Raw genomic sequence first — 23,555 nt, forward strand, 5'->3', positions numbered from 1 at the left:
GCAAGTGTCGGCCGCGCTGCCCCGCGCGCGGGCTTTCGCCCAGGCGATGGACCGGCGCGCACCGGGCGGCGCGTACAGCCCGGCCTCCGCCGCCAGGCTGACCGGCGCGATGTCGTCAATGGCAAGGACCCGGCGATGAACCGCGAACTTTACACCCTTGCCATCGCGGGCCAAGGCAAAGGCCGTGAAAGATAAACGGCACAAGCAGCCCTTTGCGATCGAAGGACAGATCACCCGGTTGACCGTCGCAGCGCTTGAAAACGGAAAGGTTTCGGATCTCCGGCACATCCCTTTGACGGGTCAGGCCTGAGCCGCCACATCGCCGGGCGCTGCGGCAAGACAACCGACAAGGCCACTGCCCCAGATGCTGGCGCGGGCGGGACGGTGGGCGGGGCGATGCTGCCCCACAGGGGCGGCGAGCGCCGGACAGCGTCAGGCCCAGTCGCCCCCAAGATCGGCCTTGGCCCGGTCGATCCAGTGCTCGCGCAGCCAGTCGCAAGGCTTGGAATGCCGGATGAACGATCCGTTCCAGCCCTCCAGAGCATCCGTCATCTTGGGCCGCCCGTGAAAACAGACCACCTTTGCCTCGGCAGGCAGGCGCGGCGGATGAAACCAGTTCCCCGGGAACGGGTTGCAGTCATATTTGAACGACACCACCCAGGGCTCGGGGATATAGGTGAACACGCCGCGATCCATCGCCTTGTGGCTGGTATAGCGCTGCTCGGATCCGCGCGCGGTCTCCACCTCTTCATAAGGGTTCGCCGCCAGGTCCTGGTACAGGAACGGGTGCAGCGCCGGATCAAAGCGAAACACCGATCCGTGGCCGGTGGGCCGCCCCTTGCGCTTTTCCGTCCAGTCATGGCGCATCGCCACCGTGCCGGGCGCCAGATCATGGATTTCGTCCAGGGATCCGGTGATCACCACGTCCAGGTCAAAGCCCAGAACCGGCCCTTGCAAATCCGGCGCCAATCCGGGGCGGAACAGCGATACCTTGCGCATCGCGCCCTGCCGGTTCGCCACCGCCAGCGCGGCGGCCATCGGTTCGGCAAAAGGTTCGATGGGCAGGTCCAGCACCTCGATATCCGGGTGCAGCCCTTGGGCATGTTCGGTCATGCACAGGAACCGCACCGGGCGGGACATGTTGCGCCGCACGCCGGAATACAGCCGGTTGACATATTCGGGGCCAAAGAGCGTGCCCCACTTGATGCACATGATGTTGACTGGCTGCATGGTTCTTCCACCTGACATTTCCCGCTGTCCTAACAATGCGGCAAGCGATTGACCAGCACAGTCGCGCCGCCTATCCTTGCGGCGTTGCAATCCACCGCCGGAGACTTGATGGCGCCTGTCCGTTCCCTTTGGGCCGCAAGACGCTGAGCATGCGGCCCCAGCACGCCTTGCCCTTCGCCCATGGCGAAACCAGACCGCATGCCGCATCGGGCACGCCTGTCCCATCGGGAATGATCCATTGACCCAGACCACCCTGACCGACCTTGGATGGTCGGACCACTTTGCCCGCCAGCTGACCCAAGATGACGCCGACCTGACCCCGGCCCGCATCAACGAGGTTCAGCGCGACCGGTTGCGCGCCCTGTCCGAAAACGGCCCCCTGCGCCTGATCCCGACGGAAAACGCCGGCAATTACGCTGTCGGGGATTGGGTGCTGTGCGACGCCACCCATGCGTTGCGTCGGCTTGACGCGCAGGGCGTCCTGACGCGCAAGGCGGCGGGCCATGTTGCCTATACCCAGCGCATCGCCGCCAATGTCGACACCCTTGGCATCGTCACCAGCTGCAACGCCGATTTCAACATTGCCCGTCTGGAACGCTATCTTGCGCTGGCCGCCACGGCCGGCTGCCTGCCGCTGGTGATCCTGACCAAACCGGATCTGTGCGATGACCCGCAAAGCTATGTCAAACAGGCGCAGGCCCTGTCGCCCATGCTGACCGCCATCGCCATCAACGCGCGCGACCCGCAGGACGTTGCCCGCCTGACCCCTTGGGTGAACAAGGGCCAGACGCTTGCGCTGCTGGGCTCGTCGGGGGTGGGCAAGACCACGCTCAGCAATACCCTGACCGGCGAATCCGAGGCGACACAGGAAATCCGCGAAGACGACGCCAAGGGCCGCCACACCACCACCTATCGCAGCCTGACGCCGACCCTGACAGGCGGTTGGCTGATCGACACACCGGGCATGCGCGAATTGCAGCTGGCGGACATGGACGAAGGCATCGCCGAGGTGTTCGACGACCTGACCGAGCTGGCGACACAGTGCAAGTTTCGCAATTGCGAACATGCCTCGGAACCCGGCTGCGCCGTGCAGGCCGCCATCGCGCGCGGCGATCTGGACCCGGACCGCCTGACCCGCTGGCAAAAGCTGCAGGCCGAGGATGCGCATAATTCCGCCAGTATCGCACGGCAACGCGCCCGGCAGAAAACCTTTACCAAGATGGTCAAGAGCGGCAAGGCGCAGGGCACGCACAAACGCAACCCCAAGGGCTGACAGGCAAATTTCGCGGGCGTTGTCGCAAGGACACGCCCGGACCCGCCATCACCTGCCGACCATTGTGCAGAAGCAGCATTCGCGCTATTTTCGTTAGCGCTAACTCAACCCTTGGAATGAAAGCTGCCCAATGACGACCCCCCAAATCGACGACGCACAGATCGCTGAAGCCGCCTTTTACCTCTGGCTCGAAGAAGGCCAGCCCGAAGGCCGCGAGCAGGACCATTGGTTCCGTGCCGCGCAGGCGCTGAGCACCCCGGCCAAGCCGCGCAAACCGCGCGCCAAAGCCGCTGCCAAGCCCGCCGCAAAAAAGGCCGCCCCCAAGGCAAAGGCCGAAGCCAAGCCGAAAACCACCAAGCCCCGCGCCCGCAAAAAGGCGGACGCCTAAGCGTCCGCCCCAAGCGTGAACAGGGTGTCAGGCTATAGTCTGTTCACGCTGCCGGCATGCGTTTTTCGACGATCTCGGCCCACCACGAACAGCCCGCCGGGATCGCCTCGTCGTTGAAGTTGTATTCGGGGTGATGCACCATCGCCGTGTCGCCATTGCCCACCAGGATATAGGCCCCGGGCCGTTCTTCGAGCATGAAGGCGAAATCCTCGCCGCCCATGACGATCGGCGCCTCGTCGCATTGCCCGGAAATCGACTTGGCCACCTCGGCGGCAAAGGCCGTCTGTTCGGGGCTGTTCACCATCACCGGATAGCCAAGGTGATAGTCGACCTGCGCCGTGCCGCCAAAGGTCGCTGCCACGCCTGCGGCAATCGCCTTGATCCGCTCTTCGGCGAGGGCGCGCATGTCCTTGGACTGGGTGCGCACGGTGCCCTTGATATGCACCCGCTGCGGGATCACGTTGAAAGCCTTGCTCGAGGTTTCGAACGACGTGACCGAGACAACGATCTGATCCACCGGGTCGGCGTTGCGGCTGGCAATCGTCTGCATGGCCAGAACCAGCTGCGCGCCCATCACCGTCGTATCAATCGTCTCGTGCGGTTTCGCGGCGTGCCCGCCCTTGCCCTCAAGATGGATGTCGAACTGGTCGGTCGCGGCAAAGAATGCCCCCTCGCGGATCGCGAAACTTCCCACCGGCTTGCCCGGCCAGTTGTGCATGCCGTAGACCTCCTGGATGTTCCAGCGGTCCATCATGCCGTCATCACACATTTCCTTGCCGCCGCCGCCGCCCTCTTCGGCGGGCTGGAAGATCACCACCACGGTGCCGTCGAAATTGCGCGTCTCGGACAGGTACTTGGCCGCGCCCAGCAGCATCGCGGTATGCCCATCGTGGCCGCAGGCATGCATGGCGTTCGGCGTCTTGGATGCATAGTCCAGCCCGGTCTGCTCGTGGATCGGCAGCGCGTCCATGTCGGCGCGCAGTCCGATGACCTTGCCGGTGCTGTCGCTTTTGCCCTTGATGACGCCGACGACACCGGTGCGCCCGATGCCTTCGACCACCTCATCGCAGCCAAAGGCGCGCAGCTTTTCCGCCACCAGCGCGCTGGTGCGGTGGGTTTCGAACAGGATTTCCGGGTTTTCGTGCATGTCGCGGCGCCATGCGGTGATTTCATCCTGCAATTCGGCAAAGCGGTTCTTGACGGGCATCTGCGCCTCCTGTTGGTCGGTCTGATCTGTGGGTTAGCTATGTCGATGCGCCGACCCTGCCACCTGTCACGGAGCGGTGCAAGCAGTCACAGGTTCGGCCCGCGCCGCAGCGGCGATCCGTCGGAAAACCGGGTGATCCGGAACCGGCTGATGTCATGGCCCGGATCGCGCCCCGCCGCCATATGCGCCGCGATCCGGCCAAAGCCGGGACCCGCGCCAAAGCCATGCCCGCACATTCCGGTGACCACGATCAGCCCGGGCAGCGCGCCGACATGATCCACCACCGGCACCACGTCGGGCAGCACGTCGATCATCCCGGCCCAGCCCGCCTGCTGGCTGACCTCTCCGACCTCGGGATAGATCTGCGCAAAGCCATTACGCAACTCCGCCAGCTTGGCGGCACTTGGCGCCGGGTTCAGGATGCGCATCCGCTCGAACGGGCTTTGCTCGTCATCGCGCCAGCGCCGCGCCGTGCCCAGCGCATCGGGAAAGCCCTTGGGCGCAGGCCCGCGCGGCTTGGTGTCAAACTCGCCCGACAGCGCCAGCGGCAGGTAACGGCGCGCATGGCGCAGACAGTCCGGGCCCAGGAACAGCTCGGCATAGGCCGCGGGCGCAAGGGTATAGCCGCCATCGTCGCGCGGACGAAAGGCCATGCGGTCATCCACCGCCGCCGTCGCCACCACCTGCGGCAAGGGTCCGGTGGCCATGGCGGTGCAGCGCACCGAAAGCTGCGGGATCTCGACCCCGTGACGGCGCAGAAACAGTGACGACCAGGCCCCGCCGGCCAGCACCACGCGGTCGGCCGCGACGCGCCCCGCCTCGCTCACCACGCCCGTCACCCTGCCGCCTGCGGTATGTACCCCGCGCACCGCGCAATCCTCGCGGATCAGGGCGCCCTCGGCCACAGCCAGCCGCGCCAATTCCGGCACCGCGACCCAGGGCTCGGCCTTCATGTCCGTCGGCGTGTGCAGCGCGCCGATCCAGGGCGCATTGGGATTGCCCAAAAGCGCGCGGGTTTCGTCCTGATCCAACAGCTTCGACGACACGCCCAAGGGGGCGGCCTGCTGCAACCAATCGGCAAAGCCCGCCATTTCGCGCGGGCTGCGCGCCAGATAGGTCACCCCCACCTGCCGCACACCCAGCCGCCCGCCGCAGTCGACATCCAAGGCCGTCCACAGGTCCTGCGATTCCAGCGCGATCGGCACCTCGGCCAGATCGCGCCCCTGCACCCTGATCCAGCCCCAGTTGCGGCTGGATTGCTCGGCGGCGACGCGGCCCTTTTCCAGCACCAGAACCGACAATCCCAAACGCCGCGCGAACAGCGCCGTACAAATGCCGATCACCCCGCCGCCGATCACCACCAGATCGACGGCCTGCGGCAACTGCGCGCCAAATTCCACCGGGCCATCGCCCGAAATCGGAAAGCTCACTTCAGCCGCTCCAACAGCCTTTCCATGAACCGCTGCCCTTCGGCGAATTGCTCCAGCGTGATGTATTCATCAGGCTGATGCGCCACGTTGATCGAGCCGGGCCCGCAGACCACCACGTCATAGCCGCCCGCCTGAAAATGGCTGGCCTCGGTGCCGTAGCTGACGAAATTGTCCGAATTGTCCCCGGTGATCTGCCGCACCAGCGCCTCGGCCGAATTGCCCTTTGTCGGCGCAAAGGGCGGCAGGCTGAACTTTTCGGTAACCTCGATCCAGGCCTCGGGGCGGATCTTTTGCATCTCGGCCGTCAACTCGTCGACCTTGGCCATGAACAGCGCGCGCCAATGATCCAGCGTCTGCCCCGGCACCACGCGAAACCCAAAGCCGAACTCGCAATCCTTGGCGGCGATGTTATGCGCCGTGCCGCCCCGGATCTGGCCGACATGAGCGTTGGTATAGGGCGGATCGAACAGCCCGGCCATGCCCTGCGGCGCGGCCTCCATCAAGGACGCGTTCAACTGGTTCGCCCAGTCGATCAACTTGGCCCCCCACATGATCGCACTGACCCCGGTATGAAGCAGCGACGAATGCACCTCGAAGCCATGCACATGCACCCACCAGGTCACGCCGCCCTTGTGGCCCGTCACGGCCTTCATCATCGTGGGTTCCCCGACAATCACATCCGAGGCTTTCGGCAGATGCGCCATGGCCCGCACCAAGGGCGGCGCCCCGGTACAGCCGATTTCCTCGTCATAGCTCAGCGCGATCTGCAACGGCCGGGTCACACCGCGATGCTGCGCCTCGACCATGGCCCAGATCGCCAGGGCGTCAAACCCCTTCATGTCCGTGGTGCCACGCCCGAACAGCTTGCCGTCCCGCTCGACCACCGCAAAGGGATCGCCGCTCCAGGGCTGCCCTTCGACCGGCACCACATCCGTATGCCCCGACAAAACCACCCCGCCCTCGACCTCGGGCCCGACATGGGCGTAAAGGGCCGCCTTGTCGTTGTCCTCGTTATAGTGGCGATGGCAGATGATACCGTGCCCCGCAAGATACGCCTCGACCCAGTCGATCAAGGGCAGGTTGCTGTCGCGGCTGACCGTGGGAAATGCCACCAACCGCTCGAGGATCGCACGCGGCGTCATCCGTTCCATCGTCTTGCCCTTCTTCTTGGCTCAAATACTCCGGGGAGCGCGAGGGGCAGCGCCCCTCGCTCCGACATCGCGAAATCAGTACCCGCTGTCGGTGGTCAGAACAAAATGCCCCGGGCTGACCTCGTTGTACTCGGACGGCGCAGGCCGGTAGTCCACCGGGTGGATCGGCGACGGGATCGGCTTGAAGTTCAGGTCCTTCTCGGACTTGCGCTTGCGCGGATCGGCGATCGGCACCGCCTTCATCAGCGCCTGCGTATAGGGGTGCTGCGGGTTCTCGAACACCGCCTGGCGCGGGCCCAGTTCCACGATCCGCCCCAGGTACATCACCCCGACATTGTGGCTGACCCGTTCGACCACGGCCATGTCATGGCTGATGAACAGATATGACAGCCCCAGGTCGGCCTGCAGTTCCATCATCAGGTTCAGAACCTGCGCCTGCACAGACACGTCCAGCGCCGACACCGCCTCGTCCGAGACGATCAGCTTGGGGTTCAGCGCCAGCGCGCGGGCAATGGCGATCCGCTGCCGCTGTCCGCCCGACAATTCATGCGGATAGCGCCGCATGAAGCTGCGCGGCAGTTCCACCCGGTCAAACAGCCCCGCCACGCGGTCCATCACCGCGCTGCCGGTTTCTGTGCGATAGTTGTGGATCGGTTCCGCCACCTGGTCGGCCAGCTGCATCTGCGGGTTGAGCGAGGCAAAGGGATCCTGAAAGATCATCTGCATCTCGCGCCGTTCCTCGCGCAGCTGTTCTGCCGACAGCGCCATCACGTCGACGCCGTCCAGCTCGATCTTGCCTTTCATCGGCTCGACCAGCCGCAGGATCGACCGCCCGGCGCTGGATTTGCCGCAGCCCGATTCCCCGACAAGGCTCAGCGTCTGGCCCTTGTTGATCGTGAAGGACACGTCCTCGACCGCGTGCACGTTCGAGATATGCCGCCGGAAGAACCCGCCCCGCACCGGAAAGCGCGTGGTCAGCCCCTGCACGTTCAGCAGAACCTTGTCCTGACCCTTGATCGGTTTGACCTCGGAGTCCTTGTGCCCCAGCAGGCGCATGGGTTCGGGCAGCGCCTTGCCGGTCATCTCGCCCAGCTTGGGCACCGCCGCCAAAAGCGCCTGGGTATAGGGATGCTGGGGCGATTCAAAGATCTGCTCGACCCGGCCCTCTTCGACCTTGTTGCCACGGAACATCACGACGACGCGGTCAGCCATCTGGGCGACAACCGACATGTCGTGCGTGATGAACATCACCGCCGTGCCGGTTTCGCGTTTCAGCCGGTCGATCAGCGCCAGGATTTCCGCCTGGATGGTCACGTCCAGCGCGGTGGTGGGTTCGTCGGCGATCAGCAGGCGCGGCTCGCAGGCCAGGGCCATGGCGATCACCACGCGCTGGCGCATGCCGCCCGACAATTCATGCGGGTACTGTTTCAGCCGCCGCTCAGGCTCGGGGATGCGGACCTGGCGCAGCAGTTCCAGCGCGCGGGCCTCGGCCTCGGCGCGGTTCATGCCCTTGTGCACCCGCAGCCCTTCGGTCAGCTGGCGGCCAACCGTGAACACCGGGTTCAGCGCGGTCATGGGCTCCTGAAAGATCATGCCGATCTCGTTGCCGCGAATGCCGCGCATCATCCCCTGCCCGGTCTGCGCCAGATCGATTTCGCCGCCCTGCTTGCGCTCGAACAGCAGCCGGCCATTGGCAATTTCGCCGCCGCCGTATTCGACCAGCCGCATCAGCGACAGCGACGACACCGATTTGCCGGACCCGGATTCGCCGACCACGCAGACCGTTTCGCCCGAGTTGATGTCAAAGGACACATCCTCGACCCCGACGACGGGGCCGTCCTTGGTCTGGAACTCGACCCTGAGTTTCTCGATTCGGGCAATCGGCCCGCCTGTCGTGGAATCCAGCATGATTTGTCCTTTCATCGGCGCCCTGACGGTAAGGCCATGTTTTCAGCACTGTCAAACGATCAACTGATTAACCCGAAGGCAATGCTTGCAATTTGCGCAAATCCTGTTTCGATGGGGGCAGAGTGGGGATGTGTTTGTTGCCTTGTGTTGCAGTCGGATCGGTTTCGGTCGATCTGTGCCATGGGCAAAACCCATACCCCGCCGCAAGCAACAAGAATCGGGCACAAGCCCGGTCCAACATGGAGTAAGACATGAAGCTCAAAACCCTCATGCTGGGGGCGGCCGCGTCCTTTGCGCTGGCCCCTGCCGCCTTTGCCGAACGCGGCGCGGACGGCGAAGTAAAGATCATCTATTGGCAGGCGCCTTCGATCCTGAACCCCTTCCTGTCGGGCGGCACCAAGGACGTCGAATCCAGCTCGATGATCATCGAGCCGCTGCTGCGCTATGACGAAACCGGCACGCTGGTGCCCTGGCTGGTCGACGAAATCCCGACGCTGGAAAACGGCGGTCTGACCGAGGACCTCAAGCAGCTGACCTACAAGCTGACCCCGGGCCTGAAATGGTCGGACGGCAGCGATTTCACCTCGGAAGACGTGAAATTCACCTACGAGTATTGCTCTCACCCCGAAGGCGGCTGCGCGCAGCTGACCAAGTTCGAGGGCATCGCCTCGGTCGAGACGCCCGACGCGACCACCGTGGTGATCACCTACGAAAACCCGATGCCGAACCCCTACACCGCCTTTGTCGGCGGTGAGAGCCCGATCCTGCAAAAGGCGCAGTTCGCCGATTGCCTTGGCGCCGCGGCCTCGACCTGCACCGATCAGAACTTCAACCCGATCGGCACCGGCCCCTTCGTCGTCGACGAATTCAAGCCGAACGACGTGATCGTCATGTCCGCCAACCCCAACTACCGCGACCCGGCCAAGCCGGCCTTTGCCAAGGTCACCTTCAAAGGTGGCGGCGATGCGGCGGCGGCAGGCCGCGCGGTTCTTGAAACCGGCGAATTCGACTATGCCTGGAACCTTCAGCTGGCGCCCGACGTGATCGCCAAGATGGAAGAAGGCGGCAAAGGCACCCCGGTCGCAGGCTTTGGCCCGCTGCTGGAACGCATCATGCTGAACAACACCAACCCCAGCCCCGATCTGGGCCCTGACGAACGCTCGGTCGTGCGCCCGCACCCCTTCCTGAGCGATCCGGCCGTCTACAAGGCCATGTCCATGGCCATCGACCGCCCGCTGCTGGTCGAAGTCGGCTATGGCAAGGCCGGCCGCGTGTCCTGTTCCTGGGTTCCGGCACCCGAAGCATTCGCCATCGAGGTCGAAGGCTGTGACGTGCAGGATCTCGAAGGCGCCAAGGCCATGCTGGATGCCGCCGGGATCGTCGACACCGATGGTGACGGCGTGCGCGAAAAGGACGGCGTTCCGCTGTCGATCCTTTACCAGACCTCGACCAACGCCGTGCGTCAGGACTTCCAGGCTCTGATCAAGGATTGGTGGGAACAGATCGGCATGGAAGTCGAACTGCGAAACATCGACGGGTCGGTCTTCTTTGGCGGTGACGCGGGTTCCCCCGACACCTTCCAGAAGTTCTATGCCGACGTCGAAATGTACGCCAACACCTTTAACGGCACTGACCCGCAGGCCTACCTGGGCAACGGTCTGTGCGACAAGGCACCGCGTCCCGACACCCAGTGGCAGGGTGAGAACATCAGCCGCTTCTGCGACGAAGAGTATGACGCCCTGCACAAGCAGCTGTCGGAAACCGCCGACATGGCCGAGCGTCAGCGCATCGGCAAGGAACTCAGCCGCATCGCCTTCGAGCGCGGTTCGCTGATCCCGCTGGTGCACCGTGGCCGTCTGTCGGCACACGCCACTTCGCTGGGCGGCGTCAAGCTGAACGTCTGGGACTCCGAACTGTGGAACGTCGCCGACTGGTATCGCATCAAGTGATCCAGGTGGGCGGGGTATGTCCCCGCCCCGCTGACCGACCTCCCGAAGGGCGGGGCCATGCCCCGCCCTTCGTTCCCCAAAGAAACCAGAAACTACTGACCCGAGGCGCCGATGCTCTCCTACGCCCTTCGACGATTGCTGTTGTCAATCCCGACGCTTTTGTTCATCAGTTTCGTGATCTTCATGCTGTTGCAACTTGCCCCCGGCGATCCCATGGCCGAGGTGCCCCTGACCGTCCCCGACGAGGTCAAGCAAAAGATGCGCGAGGCGCTTGGCGTCGGTCAGCCGCCCCTGGTGCAATACTGGAAATGGCTGGTGCAGGTGTTCTGGATCGAACCGCAGGTGCTGTTCGACTATGCCTTTGGCACCGACTTTTCCGAAGGCAAGCAGCGCGTGATTTCCTGGCAGACCCGCAGCCCGGTCATGGATATCGTCGTGCAGCGCATCCCGCAGACCCTGTGGGTCGTGGGCGTCGCCTATATCGTCGCCATCCTGATCGCCATTCCGGTCGGCATCTATTCGGCCTATCGCCAGTATTCGGTCTTTGATCAGGCTGGCACCTTTGTCACCATGATCGGCTTTTCGATCCCGCCGTTCTTTACCGGCCCGCTGCTGATCGTGATCTTTTCGGTGCAACTCGGCTGGCTGCCCTCGATCTATGACACCACCCACGTCGTGCGCGACTGGGCATCGTTCAAGGTGCAGCTTATGCAGATGGTCATGCCCGTCATGGTGCTGGCCCTGCAGATCACCGCGCAGCTGTCGCGCTACATGCGCGCCACCATGCTTGACAACCTCAACCAGGATTACGTGCGCACCGCCCGCGCCAAGGGCCTGAGCGAGGCGGTTGTCGTCATGGTCCACGTGCTGCGCAACTCGATGATCCCGGTGGTCACGGTCATCGCCCTTGGCATTCCGTCGATCTTTGGCGGCGCCATCATCACCGAGAACGTGTTCAAGGTGAACGGCATCGGCCAGCTGCTGCTGACCTGGCTGTTCGCCAACGACCTGCCCGGCGTCATGACGCTGACCTTCATCTTTGCGGTGCTCATCGTGATGTTCAACCTGATTGCCGATATCCTCTATGGCATCCTTGACCCGAGGATCCGCTATGACTGAGCCCATGCCCGCCACCCCCAACCCGATCGAAGCGCTCAAGGACAAGGGCCCGATGGCCCCGCCCAGATCGCGCAAAAAGGACGTCTGGGACCAGTTCCGCAAGCACAAGGGCGCGATGTTCGGCCTTGGGTTCCTGATCTTCATCACGCTGGTGGTGCTGATCGGCCCCTATATCTGGACGGTCGATCCGCAGAAACTGGACATCCGGTCCAAGGACATGCGCCCGATCTACACCGCGCTGTGGGACAGCGACGCCAAGACCGGCTGGAACAAGCCGCTTGGCTCGGACCAGCTTGGCCGCGACAACCTGGCCCAGATCATTGCCGGTGGGCGTGCCTCGCTGGCGGTGGGCTGGGCGGCGATGATCCTCAGCCTTGTCATCGGCACGGCGATCGGCGTTCTGGCCGGGTTCTTCCGCAGGATCGACGGGCTCTTGATGCGCACCACCGATCTGTTCCTTGCCCTGCCGATCCTGCCGCTGCTGCTGCTGGCTGTGACGCTGTTCCGGCAACCGCTGCGTACCCTGGCCGGACCAGAGGGCGGCATGTTCATCCTGATCGTCACGATCATCGCCATCACATCGTGGATGCCCACGGCGCGCATCGTGCGCGGCGACGTGCTGGCGATCAAGGAACGCGAATTCGTCCTGGCCGCACGGTCCATCGGCACCACGAACGGCAAGATCATCCGCAAACACCTGCTGCCCAACGTGCTGTCGCCGATCATGGTCTCGGCGGCGCTGGGTCTGGCCACCGCCATCATCACCGAAAGCGCGCTGAGCTTCCTTGGCGTCGGCTTCCCCTCGGACTTCCCGACCTGGGGCAAGATGCTGGCCGATGCGGTGGTGCGGATGGAGCAATTCCCCGAACGCGTGCTGCTGCCCGGATTCGCCATCTCGCTGACCGTCCTGTCGGTCAACTACATCGGCGACGGGCTGCGCGACGCGCTCGATCCGCGCATTCGCGGGCGCTAAGCGAAATAAGGACAGCGATGTTCCAGCCTCACGGGGCGGCAGAACCTCTGCCGCCCTTTTCTGCATCCATGGAACATTGATCCGGGCGCAGACAGGAAATCAGAACACTGTTCCAGCTACCCCCTGCACACCTATATCACAAGCGCTTGCCAGCCCAGCAAAAAGCCCTTCATAGGAACATTGTTCCAAACCCGGAGGCAGTTCCATGTTCGAATCTTTTGGCTTCGAAACCCTTACAGCGCCGCAAGCGGTCGTCTATTTCGCCCTCGCCCTTGGCGCCCTGTTCGGCGTCTTCGCCGAGCAGACCAGGTTCTGCTTTCGCCGCGCCCTGATCGGGACGGACCGCCGCGCCGCCATGGGCGTCTGGCTGACGGCCCTGGCCTTTGCTCTTGTCGGCACTCAGGCGGCTGTCGCGATGGAGTGGATCTCGTTCGGGGATCACCGCTTCATGGCGGCTGACCTGCCCCTGCTGGCCATCCTCGCCGGAGGCCTGCTGTTCGGCGCCGGCATGGTGCTGACCCGTGGTTGCGCCTCGCGGCTGACGGTGCTGGCCGGCAGCGGCAACCTGCGCGCCTTTACCGTTCTGGCGGTCTTTGCCGTCGTCGCCCATGCCACGCTCAAGGGCGTTCTGGCCCCGGTGCGCACGACGCTCTCTGCTCCGACGCTGGCGCTGGATTCGGCCGCCCTGCCCGGCAACCCGCTGATCTGGACGGCCCTGCTGGGCACCGCCGCGCTGGCCTTTGCCTTTCGGTCGGGCAACCGCCCCGTCACGCTGATCCTGGCGGCGGCCCTTGGCCTGCTGGTCCCGCTTGGCTGGGTCGGCACCGGCTTTGTGCTTTTCGATGACTTCGACCCGATCGTCATGGAAAGCCTCAGCTTCACCTCGACCTGGAGCGAGACGCTGTTCTACACCGTCGCCGCAACCTCGATCCCCGCAGGCTTTGGCGCCGGGCTGATCGGCGGCGTGCTGCTGGGCGCCCTCGCCTCGTCGCTGGCCGCGCGCCGTTTCGAATGGCAAAGCTTCTCCACCCCGGCACAAACCGGCCGCTACCTGGCAGGCGCAGTGCTGATGGGCATCGGCGGCGTGCTGGCTGGCGGCTGCACCGTGGGCGCGGGTCTGTCGGGCATCCCGACGCTCAGCATCGCGGCACTGTTGACCCTTGCGTCCATCGCTGCGGGCGCACTGGCAACCAACGCCGCCCTGTCGCGCAAGGCCCAAGGCACCCTGACCGCCGTTCCGGCAGAATAACCCGGCCCTTCTTCTTGGCCAAAATACTCCGGGGGAGTCGCCGCAGGCGACGGGGGCAGCGCCCCCATCCCCGGCCCGTCACAAGCCTCTACAGATCCGGCCCATGCGTCTCCATCGACAGGCGGATGCGCCGGATCATCAGCCAGACCAGCAAGACCACCGGCACCACCGTCAGCGCCGTCATCATCCCCTTGGACAATCCAAGCGGTTCCGCCGCCGGGTACAAAAGATAGCTGACCAGCGAGACCGCGTAATAGCTGATCGCCACCACCGACAATCCCTCGACCGTCTTTTGCAGATGCAGCTGCGCCTCGGCGCGCTTGTCCATGCTTTCCAGCAATTGCTGGTTCTGGGCAGATCGCTGCACCTCGACCCGGGTGCGCAGCAGATCCCCCGCCCGCATCGCCCGGTCCGCCATGGCCCCCAGCCGCCCTTCGGTGCTTTTGACTGTCCGCATGGCGGGCTGATAGCGCCGGGTCATGAACTCGGCAAAGGTCTGGCGGCCCTCGAAGCGCGTTTCGCGCAGGACCTCGATCCGCTTGTTGACCAGCGCCTCATAGGCAAAGGTCGCGCCCAGCCGGAATGACGACTGCGCCGACAGGCTTTCAAGTTCCGCCGACACCGACAACAGCGCGGCCAGGGTTTCCTCTTCGGGGGCGGATTTGCGGGTCATCGCCTCCATCAGGCGGGTCAGTTCCTCGTCGATCTCGCCCATGCGCGGGCCGATCTGCCGCACCCGGACAAAGCCCAGCATCGACATGGTCTTGTAGGTCTCGATCTCGCACAGGCGCTGGACGATCCGGCCGATGCGCCGATCCCCCACCCCTTCGCTGGTGAACACGGCAAAACGCTGATGCCCCGCCGGATCAATGCGGAAATCCCCGGCAACAATGGCATCATCGTCCAGCACCCGCGCCACTGCCACGCTTTCGGCAACCAGCCAATCCTCAAGCGCCTCGGCGATCTTGTCGTCGGGGGGGCGCTGCTCGACCCGGATCATCGCCGAGGTCACCCGCACCCCCGGCGCGGCCTCGAGCCAATCCTCGGGGAACACCTCGAAATCCGCCGGATCAAAGGGGCGCTTGCCCAGACCGGACAGGAACACCGTGTAGGTCACGAATTCCGTGTGCTGTTCCCATTTCAAGGTGTGCCGCCCGATCCGGGTGGAAAAATGCGTCGCCCCGGGTTGCGGGTGCTGCGTGCCGTGCCGGTCCAGCAAGGCGATCAGATGCGCCAGATCCTCGTCCCGGTCGCGGGTGGCCGCGTTCATCGGCTGCTTGATCGCCAGATAGACCGCGCGGCACGGCGCCGTCAGCGACGGGAAAGGCCGGGCGTGCAGTTCATTGGCAAGCTGGTAGCGCAGCGGGTGGTCTTGAATCGGCGGCATGAAGCGGGCTCCGGTTACTTGCGCGGAATGTGGCCCGCCGCGCCGGCGATGTAAATCAAAAAAGCGTTCGGTTTCAATGCCTTAGCGGAATGCAACGGTATACAATGGCCGCAGATCCACCTTTGGGCCTTAGCCTGCCGGGCTGTAACGGCTTGTCATGGCATAGTTTTTTCGCGGGCCTTTGACCTGCCAGGTACAGGACCACCGGGGCCAGTCCGCAAACATATATGTCACATCATATTGGTCGGGATCGCACCAATGCGCGGCCGCCCCGCCCGCAGCCGGGACCTGGTGGAAAAACCGCCCATCGTCAAAGCAGATGCTCAGGTCAGGTGCCCAGAGATAGCGGCGCTCAGCGGCAAAGCGTCCCTGCCCCGGAATGTCCAGCGTGCCGGTCTCGGTATAGACCGCGCCCGCGCCCTCACGTCGCCAATTCGCCTGCCCGGTGAACAAACCGACGCCGCCATCAGCGTGCCGAATGTCGCGCGCCAGGTCCCAGTTGCCAATGAAATCGTCCAGCGTCACCACGGCGCCCGTCCCGTCCTGCCTGCCCGGACCGCTAACATGGAACGCCCGCGCGGGCCAGCGCCGCCTTGTCACCTTGCCCTGACGCCAAGCGCGGCGTATGACGCGCGCAACATCGACGCCAAGAGGACGCTGCCCATGATCCCCCGCTATTCCCGCCCCGAGATGGTCGCCATCTGGTCGCCCGAGACCAAGTTCCGCATCTGGTACGAGATCGAGGCCCATGCCTGTGACGCCATGGCCAAGCTGGGCGTGATCCCGCAGGAAAACGCCGACGCGGTCTGGAAAGCCAAGGACGTGGAATTCGACGTCGCGCGCATCGACGAAATCGAAGCGGTGACCAAGCATGACGTCATCGCCTTTCTGACCCATCTGGCCGAACATGTGGGCAGCGACGAGGCGCGCTTTGTCCATCAGGGCATGACGTCGTCCGACGTTCTGGACACCTGTTTCAACGTGCAGCTGGTGCGCGCCTCGGACATCCTGATCAAGGATCTCGAAGGGCTGCTGGCGGCGCTGAAAAAGCGCGCTTACGAGCACAAGGACACGGTCCGCATCGGCCGCAGCCACGGCATCCACGCCGAGCCGACCACCATGGGCCTGACCTTTGCCCGGTTCTATGCCGAAATGGACCGCAACCTGTCGCGCATGCGCGATGCCCGCGCGGAAATCGCCACCGGCGCGATCAGCGGCGCGGTCGGCACCTTTGCCAACATCGACCCGGCGGTCGAGGAACACGTCTGCGACCAGCTTGGCCTTGTACCCGAACCGATCAGCACGCAGGTCATCCCGCGCGACCGTCACGCGGCCTTCTTTGCCACGCTGGGCGTCATCGCCAGCAGCATCGAGAACATTGCCATTGAAATCCGCCACATGCAGCGCACCGAGGTGCTCGAGGCGGCGGAATTCTTCTCGATGGGGCAAAAGGGCTCCTCTGCGATGCCGCACAAGAAGAACCCGGTGCTGACCGAGAACCTGACCGGCCTTGCGCGTCTGGTGCGCATGGCGGTGATCCCGGCGATGGAAAACGTGGCGCTTTGGCATGAACGCGACATCTCGCACAGCTCGGTCGAACGCAACATCGGCCCCGACACCACCATCACGCTGGATTTCGCCCTGTCGCGGCTGACCGGTGTCATCGACAAACTGCTGGTCTACCCGCAGAACATGCTGGACAACATGAACAAATTCCCCGGTCTGGTGATGTCGCAGCGCGTGCTGCTGGCGCTGACCCAAGCCGGCGTATCGCGCGAGGATGCCTATCGTCTGGTCCAGCGCAACGCCATGAAGGTCTGGGATCACCGCACCGATTTCCGCGAGGAACTGCTGGCCGATGACGAGGTCCGCGCCGCCCTGTCCGAGGAGGAGATCAACGAAAAATTCGACCTTGGCTATCACACCAAGCATGTCGACACGATCTTTGCCCGGGTTTTCGGCGAAGACTGACGGATTGCCACGACACAAGACAGCAAGGCGCGCCCGCCACGGGGCGCGCCTTTTTCTTTGGGGTGCCGTGAAACTGTGATTTTGACGATTCGTCAGACCGTGCTACCCTAAGCCTATCCAACAGGAGGACGCACACCAATGACGATCAAGACGCTTATCGCCGCCGCCGCGCTGGCTGTCGTGCCAGCCTTGGGCTTTGCCGCCTGCTCGGGGCATTCCGAACAGGCCATGACCTGCGCCGAAGGGTCGGCCTATGACGCCGATACCGGAACCTGCAAGGTGGTCACGGGCTGAAACCCGGACCGATACGATCCAACAGGGACGGCCCCGCAAGCGGCCGTCTTTTTTGTATTCGATGCAAATTCGCGGCACTGGCTTAACCGCTGGGAAACCTTGCTGGGGTAACGCTTTGGACATCGGCCGCGCGCCCCTGCCAGACGGAGCCCCCTATGACCAACATGACCGCCCTTGCCCTGCCCGGCCCCGCCGGGTCCCGCGGCCCCAAACGCCTGTCGCGCCGGGCCAAGGCGGCGATCATCGTGCAGTTCCTGCTGAACGAGGGGGCGGATGTGCCGCTGGCCTCGCTGCCCGACGAACATCAGGCCGAACTGACCATCCTGCTGGGCAACATGCGCTATATCGACCGCGAAACGCTGAACGCGGTGGTTCTGGAATTCTCGGACGAATTGGAACGGGTCGGGCTGTCCTTTCCCGGCGACATGGCCGGGGCGCTGACCGCGCTGGACGGCAAGATCAACCCACGCACCGCCCTGCGCCTGCGCAAGGAGGCGGGGGTACGCCAGACCGGCGATCCCTGGGAACGCATCAACAAGCTGGATGTGGAACGGCTGGAAAAGCTGGTCCTGTCCGAAAGCACCGAGGTCGCCGCCGTCATGATGTCCAAGATCGACGTCGCCAAGGCGGCACAGGTGCTGGCCAAGCTGCCCGGCGACAAGGCGCGGCGCATCAGCTATGCGGTGTCGATGACCACCGGGGTCACGCCTGACGCGGTGGACCGGATCGGCCTGTCGCTGGCCGCGCAGATCGACGCCGAACCGCCCAAGGCCTTTGCCGCCAAACCCAATGAACGGCTGGGGGCGATCCTGAACTATTCCAACAGCGCGGTGCGCGACGAACTGCTGGAAAGCCTTGAACAGGAGGATGCGGAATTCGCCGACGCCGTGCGCAAGTCCATTTTCACCTTTGCCAATATCCCCGAACGCCTGAACGCCATCGACGTCCCCAAGCTGACCCGCGATCTTGAGGCCGACGTGCTGGCCACCGCCATCGCCGCCGCCCAATCCGAGGTCGAGCGCACCACCGCCGATTTCCTGCTGACCAACATGTCCAAACGCATGGCCGAAGGCATCCGCGAAGAGGCCGAGGCCAAGGGCACCGTCAAACCCAAGATCGGCGAAAAGGCCATGGGCGCCGTGGTCGCGGCGATCCGCAATCTTGTCGACGTCGGCGAGATCGAGCTGCTGAACCCCGACGAAGAGGAATAGACGCCTTTCCGCCTTTGCCGGCGGGCGGCCTTGTCGCCCCCCGCCGCGCGGCGTAAAACCGAGGCAAGGGTAAAATCCGGGGGCCTCGTGGGCAAAGCGAAGAAAAAGCAACGGCAACACGGCGGCTGGCAGGACCGGCTGTCGGACTGGGCGATTCGCGCGCTGATCCGTGGCGCTTTGTTGCTGCCGGTGCGCACGCGCCTGAACACGGTCAGCTGGATCGTCCGGCGCCTGGTGGCCCCGCTTGTCGGCTGGCCGGCGCGCGTGCGCGCCAACCTCGCCTATGTCTGGCCCGACCTGCCCGAAGCCGAAGTGCGCAAGATCACCGAGCAGGCGATCGACAACGTCGCCCGCGCCTTTATCGAAAACTACGACGTTCCGGAAATGCTGGCGCGCGGAGCACGGGCCCCCTTGGGTGGTCCCGGCCTTGCCGCCGTCGAGCAGGCCCGCGCCGAAGGGCGCCCCGTCCTGCTTGTCACCGGCCATTACGGCAGCGGCGAATGTGGCCGATGCGCCCTTTTGGCGCGCGGCTATCAGATCGGCGGGCTGATCCGCCCGATGTCCAACCCGTTCTTCAACGAACACTACACCCAGAACATGCGCGACATCGGCGAGCCGGTCTTTGAACAGGGTCGCCGCGGCACCATGGGTCTGATCAAGCACATCCGCGATGGCGGCATGGCGATACTGTTGTTCGACGTCTATGACAGCGCCGGCGTACCGATTGATTTCCTTGGCAAACCTGCGCCGACCCTGACCTCGGTCGCGGATATCGCGCTGAAAACCGGCGCTTTGGTGGTGCCTTACTTTGGCATCCGCCATGCGGACCGCTACGGCTTTGACGCCGTCCTTGAGGAACCCATCCCCCACGGCGATCCGGTCGACATGATGCGCGAGGCGACAAGGCGGCTGGAGGCACGGATCAAGGAAGATCCCGGTCAATGGATGTGGCTGCACCGCCGCTGGAAACCCAAGCGGCAGGAAAAGCGTCAGCGCAAGCGCGCCGCCGCAACGATGGGGCCATAGCGCGGTTCCTGCACCAGAACGACCACGGGCTGGTCACCCTCGATCGGCACGCGCGTCTCATAGGTGCCCTGCCCGTCCCAACGCCCGGCCACCTTCCAGTCATCGACGATATGCGTGTAGGTGAATTTGTTGCCGGCGTTTTCGCCGCGCAGGATCGCGATTTCGCGACGGGGTTGATACCGCACGATGTGGATGTCGCTGGGGCGCATGGGATGGGCACTGCTGGCGCGGATCACCAGCTGACCGCCCTGGCGCGATACCTCCAGCTTGACCTGCGCGGGATGCGCCGCGTGTTTCTGGATCAGTTCGGCCACCTTCATCGGGCGCGACCCGACCGTGTCCTCGACCCCGTTCACGATGATCTGCGGAGTATAGACCATCTTTTCGCCCTGCGCGCGGGCATAGCCCTTTTGGCGGGTGGTAAAGCCCGGCTTGGCAAAGCGGTCCTTCCAGCCGATGTAGTCCCAGTAATCCACATGCAAGGCGAGCGGAATCACGTCGTCGCGCTGGCCCAATTCAGCCAGAAGCGCATCCGCCGGCGGACAGGATGAACACCCCTGCGAGGTAAACAGCTCGACCACCACGGGGTTGTCCTGCGCCTGCGCGCCCCCGCAAAGCGATGCCCAAAGGGCCAAGGTGAAGATCAGACGTGCAAGCATGAATCCATTACCGTTTTTTCGGCTGTTCAAAGTGTTTAGACAAGCGCGCCTGAAATAACCAATCAATCATTCGAGAGAGGCCGTGTATGTCCCGGGATCAAAACTGTGTACAATGGCATACAAAACGCCGCACCCCCCTTGATCGGCGAACGCCCTTAGGGCAATAAGCGCCCAAGTCCTTTCATTTCGTCACCCCACCTGGAGGTTTCCCATGCCCATAACAGTAGGCCATGACAGCGCCAAAACGCGCAAAACCCTGAAGGCCGGCGGCCAAAGCGTCGCCTATTACTCGATCCCCGCAGCGCAGGCTGCCGGGCTTGGCGATTTCTCCAAGCTGCCCGCCGCGCTGAAGGTGGTTCTGGAAAACATGCTGCGTTTCGAGGACGGCAAGACCGTCACCGTAGACGACATCAAGGCGTTTTCCGACTGGGCCGACAATGGCGGCAAGGGTGATCGCGAACTGGCCTACCGTCCGGCCCGCGTTCTGATGCAGGATTTCACCGGTGTTCCGGCCGTGGTCGACCTGGCCGCGATGCGCGACGGCATCAAGGCGCTTGGCGGCGACCCGCAGAAAATCAACCCGCTGAACCCGGTTGACCTGGTCATCGACCACTCGGTCATGATCGACGAATTCGGCAACCCGCGCGCCTTCCAGATGAACGTGGACCGCGAGTACGAGCGCAACATGGAGCGCTATACCTTCCTCAAGTGGGGCCAGACCGCGTTCAACAACTTCCGCGTCGTGCCCCCGGGCACCGGCATCTGTCACCAGGTCAACCTGGAATACCTGTCGCAGACCGTCTGGACCGACGTGGACCAGAACGGCGAAACCGTCGCCTATCCCGACACGCTGGTCGGCACCGACAGCCACACCACCATGGTCAACGGCGCTGCCGTTCTGGGCTGGGGTGTTGGCGGGATCGAGGCCGAGGCCGCGATGCTGGGTCAGCCGATTTCCATGCTGATCCCCGAGGTCATCGGCTTCAAGCTGACCGGCGCCATGATGGAAGGCACCACCGGCACCGACCTGGTTCTGAAGGTCGTGGAAATGCTGCGCGCCAAGGGCGTTGTCGGCAAGTTCGTGGAATTCTACGGTGAAGGCCTGGATCATCTGCCGCTGGCGGACCGCGCCACCATCGCCAACATGGCCCCCGAATACGGCGCCACCTGTGGCTTCTTCCCGATCGACGACGAAACCCTGCGTTACCTGCGCAACACGGGCCGCGAAGAAGACCGTGTTGCCCTGGTCGAAGCCTACGCCAAGGAAAACGGTTTCTGGCGCGGGTCCGACTATGCGCCGGTCTACACCGACACGCTGGAACTGGACATGGGCACCATCGTCCCCGCCATTTCCGGCCCCAAGCGTCCGCAGGACTATGTCGCGCTGACCGCCGCCGCATCGGCCTTTGAAAAGGTCGTGGCCGATTTCCGCGGCATCGACGTGTCCGCCGACGCCAAGGACATGCTGGACGAAGGCCCCGCCGCCACGAAATCCGTCAACCTGCACAAGACCGCATCGGTCGCAGGCGAGGATTACCAGCTGCGCGACGGGTCGGTCGTGATCGCCTCGATCACCTCGTGCACCAACACCTCGAACCCCTATGTGATGATCGGCGCGGGCCTTGTGGCCCGCAAGGCTGCGGCCCTTGGCCTGACCCGCAAGCCCTGGGTCAAGACCTCGCTGGCACCGGGATCGCAGGTCGTGTCCGCCTATCTCGAGGCCGCCGGCCTTCAGGAAGACCTGGACAAGATCGGCTTTAACCTGGTCGGCTATGGCTGCACCACCTGCATCGGCAACTCGGGCCCGCTGCAGCCGGAAATCTCCAAGGCGATCAACGAAAACGACCTGATCGCCACCTCGGTTCTGTCGGGTAACCGCAACTTCGAAGGTCGGATTTCCCCGGACGTGCGCGCCAACTACCTGGCCTCGCCGCCGCTGGTCGTGGCCTATGCGCTGGCCGGTGACATGAACATCGACATCTCGAGGGATCCGATCGCCCAGACGCCGGACGGCAAGGACGTCTATCTCAAGGACATCTGGCCGACCACCAAAGAGGTGGCCGACCTGGTCGAACAGACCGTCACCCGCGAGGCGTTCCAGTCCAAGTACGCCGACGTCTTCAAAGGCGACGAAAAGTGGCAGGGCGTGGAAACCACCGACGCCGAAACCTATGACTGGCCGTCGACCTCGACCTACATCCAGAACCCGCCCTACTTCCAGGGCATGTCCAAGGATCCGGGCACCATCAGCAACATCGACGGTGCGCGCGTTCTGGCCCTGCTGGGCGACATGATCACCACCGACCACATCAGCCCCGCGGGTTCCTTCAAGGAAAGCACCCCCGCCGGTCAGTATCTGGTCGAACGTCAGGTTCCGGTGCGCGAGTTCAACTCGTACGGGTCGCGTCGCGGCAACCACCAGGTCATGATGCGCGGCACCTTTGCCAACATCCGCATCAAGAACGAGATGCTGGACGGCGTCGAGGGCGGTTACTCCAAGGGCCCCGATGGTCAGCAGACCTCGATCTATGATGCGGCCATGGCCTATCAGGAACAGGGCACCCCGCTGGTCATCTTTGCCGGTGAACAGTACGGCGCCGGGTCGTCGCGTGACTGGGCCGCCAAGGGCACCGCGCTGCTGGGCGTCAAGGCCGTGATCGCCGAATCGTTCGAGCGTATCCACCGTTCGAACCTGGTGGGCATGGGCGTCATCCCGTTCGAATTCACCGGCGGCGACACCCGCAAATCGCTGGGTCTGACCGGTGACGAAACGGTGTCCATCGCGGGCCTCGACACGATCAAGCCGCAAGAAGTGGTGCCCTGCACCATCACCATGGCGGATGGGTCGACCAAGGTCATCCAGATCAAGTGCCGGATCGATACCGCGATCGAGATCGAATACATCGAGCACGGCGGCGTTCTGCACTACGTGCTGCGCGATCTGGCCAAGGCCAACTGATCCCGCTCCCCCTTTCGGGACAAGACAACAGCCCCCGGCAGCGATGCCGGGGGTTTTTCGTTGTCAGCGGCCCACAGGGCAGGTTTTCCCCACCTGACGGGCGGATGATCCATCGCTAGGGTTTGGGGGTGCCGGACAGCCGTCACATTTCCGTGGCGGGCGCAATTTCGC

At 64.2% G+C, this 23,555-nt stretch carries 19 protein-coding genes; 11 read left to right on the forward strand and 8 right to left on the reverse strand.

The genetic code is table 11. The features are described 5' to 3' along the window. Positions 1-432 precede the first annotated feature (432 nt). A complete protein-coding gene (locus QF118_RS15075; RefSeq protein WP_282299864.1) occupies positions 433-1,230 on the reverse strand; it encodes a glycosyl transferase in 798 nt (265 codons plus the stop codon). A gap of 238 nt (positions 1,231-1,468) precedes the next feature. On the opposite strand from QF118_RS15075, the gene rsgA reads away from it, so the two are divergent. Beyond that, on the forward strand, positions 1,469-2,503 hold the full coding sequence (gene rsgA, locus QF118_RS15080; RefSeq protein WP_282299865.1) for a ribosome small subunit-dependent GTPase A: 1,035 nt from the start codon (positions 1,469-1,471) through the stop codon (positions 2,501-2,503). A gap of 130 nt (positions 2,504-2,633) precedes the next feature. Further along, positions 2,634-2,891, forward strand: a complete 258-nt coding sequence (locus QF118_RS15085) for a DUF2934 domain-containing protein (protein ID WP_282299866.1) — start codon at positions 2,634-2,636, stop codon at positions 2,889-2,891. 43 nt (positions 2,892-2,934) lie between these two features. Here the strand turns inward: QF118_RS15085 and QF118_RS15090 are convergent, their stop codons facing one another. The 4 genes from QF118_RS15090 to QF118_RS15105 all read right to left on the reverse strand — a co-directional run bounded on the left by QF118_RS15090 (position 2,935) and on the right by QF118_RS15105 (position 8,587). Continuing rightward, positions 2,935-4,098, reverse strand: a complete 1,164-nt coding sequence (locus QF118_RS15090) for a M20 aminoacylase family protein (protein WP_282299867.1) — start codon at positions 4,096-4,098, stop codon at positions 2,935-2,937. Between the two features lie 86 nt (positions 4,099-4,184). Further along, entirely contained in the window at positions 4,185-5,528 is a 1,344-nt protein-coding gene (locus QF118_RS15095; protein WP_282299868.1) for an NAD(P)/FAD-dependent oxidoreductase, read from the reverse strand. Then, positions 5,525-6,679 (reverse strand): acetylornithine deacetylase, encoded by a 1,155-nt coding sequence (argE, locus tag QF118_RS15100; protein ID WP_282299869.1) that lies wholly within the window; start codon positions 6,677-6,679, stop codon positions 5,525-5,527. Before argE ends, QF118_RS15095 begins: the two co-directional genes overlap by 4 nt. Positions 6,680-6,754: 75 nt before the next feature. After that, positions 6,755-8,587 (reverse strand): ABC transporter ATP-binding protein, encoded by a 1,833-nt coding sequence (locus QF118_RS15105; protein WP_282299870.1) that lies wholly within the window; start codon positions 8,585-8,587, stop codon positions 6,755-6,757. Positions 8,588-8,838: 251 nt separating this feature from the next. On the opposite strand from QF118_RS15105, the gene QF118_RS15110 reads away from it, so the two are divergent. From QF118_RS15110 to QF118_RS15125, 4 genes are all read left to right on the forward strand, one after another. Beyond that, entirely contained in the window at positions 8,839-10,536 is a 1,698-nt protein-coding gene (locus QF118_RS15110) for a peptide ABC transporter substrate-binding protein (protein ID WP_282299871.1), read from the forward strand. 111 nt (positions 10,537-10,647) lie between these two features. Continuing rightward, a complete protein-coding gene (locus QF118_RS15115; RefSeq protein WP_282299872.1) occupies positions 10,648-11,655 on the forward strand; it encodes an ABC transporter permease in 1,008 nt (335 codons plus the stop codon). Beyond that, positions 11,648-12,628: an ABC transporter permease gene (locus QF118_RS15120; protein ID WP_282299873.1), complete on the forward strand. Its 981-nt coding sequence runs from the start codon at positions 11,648-11,650 to the stop codon at positions 12,626-12,628. The genes QF118_RS15115 and QF118_RS15120 overlap by 8 nt, the downstream gene beginning before the upstream one ends. A gap of 205 nt (positions 12,629-12,833) precedes the next feature. Next, positions 12,834-13,877, forward strand: coding sequence for a YeeE/YedE family protein (locus tag QF118_RS15125; RefSeq protein ID WP_282299874.1), 1,044 nt, complete (start codon positions 12,834-12,836; stop codon positions 13,875-13,877). An 88-nt stretch (positions 13,878-13,965) separates the two neighbouring features. On the opposite strand, the gene QF118_RS15130 is transcribed toward QF118_RS15125, so the two are convergent. Together QF118_RS15130 and QF118_RS15135 are read right to left on the reverse strand one after the other, a co-directional pair. After that, positions 13,966-15,264, reverse strand: a complete 1,299-nt coding sequence (locus QF118_RS15130) for a DUF3422 family protein (RefSeq protein WP_282299875.1) — start codon at positions 15,262-15,264, stop codon at positions 13,966-13,968. 129 nt (positions 15,265-15,393) lie between these two features. Then, positions 15,394-15,792: a DUF6314 family protein gene (locus QF118_RS15135; protein WP_282299876.1), complete on the reverse strand. Its 399-nt coding sequence runs from the start codon at positions 15,790-15,792 to the stop codon at positions 15,394-15,396. Between the two features lie 135 nt (positions 15,793-15,927). Between QF118_RS15135 and purB the strand changes: the two genes are divergently transcribed. The 4 genes from purB to QF118_RS15155 all read left to right on the forward strand — a co-directional run bounded on the left by purB (position 15,928) and on the right by QF118_RS15155 (position 19,766). Then, positions 15,928-17,235: an adenylosuccinate lyase gene (gene purB, locus QF118_RS15140; protein ID WP_282299878.1), complete on the forward strand. Its 1,308-nt coding sequence runs from the start codon at positions 15,928-15,930 to the stop codon at positions 17,233-17,235. Between the two features lie 138 nt (positions 17,236-17,373). After that, positions 17,374-17,529 carry a chitin-binding domain-containing protein gene (locus QF118_RS15145; protein WP_282299879.1) on the forward strand — a complete coding sequence of 52 codons (156 nt, stop codon included), beginning with the start codon at positions 17,374-17,376 and terminating at the stop codon, positions 17,527-17,529. A 155-nt stretch (positions 17,530-17,684) separates the two neighbouring features. Then, positions 17,685-18,740 carry a flagellar motor switch protein FliG gene (locus QF118_RS15150; RefSeq protein WP_282299880.1) on the forward strand — a complete coding sequence of 352 codons (1,056 nt, stop codon included), beginning with the start codon at positions 17,685-17,687 and terminating at the stop codon, positions 18,738-18,740. 87 nt (positions 18,741-18,827) lie between these two features. Further along, a complete protein-coding gene (locus QF118_RS15155) occupies positions 18,828-19,766 on the forward strand; it encodes a lysophospholipid acyltransferase family protein (RefSeq protein WP_282299881.1) in 939 nt (312 codons plus the stop codon). Here the strand turns inward: QF118_RS15155 and QF118_RS15160 are convergent. After that, a complete protein-coding gene (locus tag QF118_RS15160) occupies positions 19,730-20,425 on the reverse strand; it encodes a DUF1223 domain-containing protein (protein WP_282299882.1) in 696 nt (231 codons plus the stop codon). The genes QF118_RS15155 and QF118_RS15160 overlap by 37 nt on opposite strands. Positions 20,426-20,636: 211 nt before the next feature. Between QF118_RS15160 and acnA the strand changes: the two genes are divergently transcribed. Next, positions 20,637-23,384, forward strand: coding sequence for an aconitate hydratase AcnA (acnA, locus tag QF118_RS15165; protein WP_282299883.1), 2,748 nt, complete (start codon positions 20,637-20,639; stop codon positions 23,382-23,384). The last annotated feature ends 171 nt before the right edge of the window (positions 23,385-23,555 follow it).

Origin of the sequence: Tropicibacter oceani, assembly GCF_029958925.1 — a bacterium.
Lineage (GTDB): Bacteria > Pseudomonadota > Alphaproteobacteria > Rhodobacterales > Rhodobacteraceae > Pacificoceanicola > Pacificoceanicola oceani.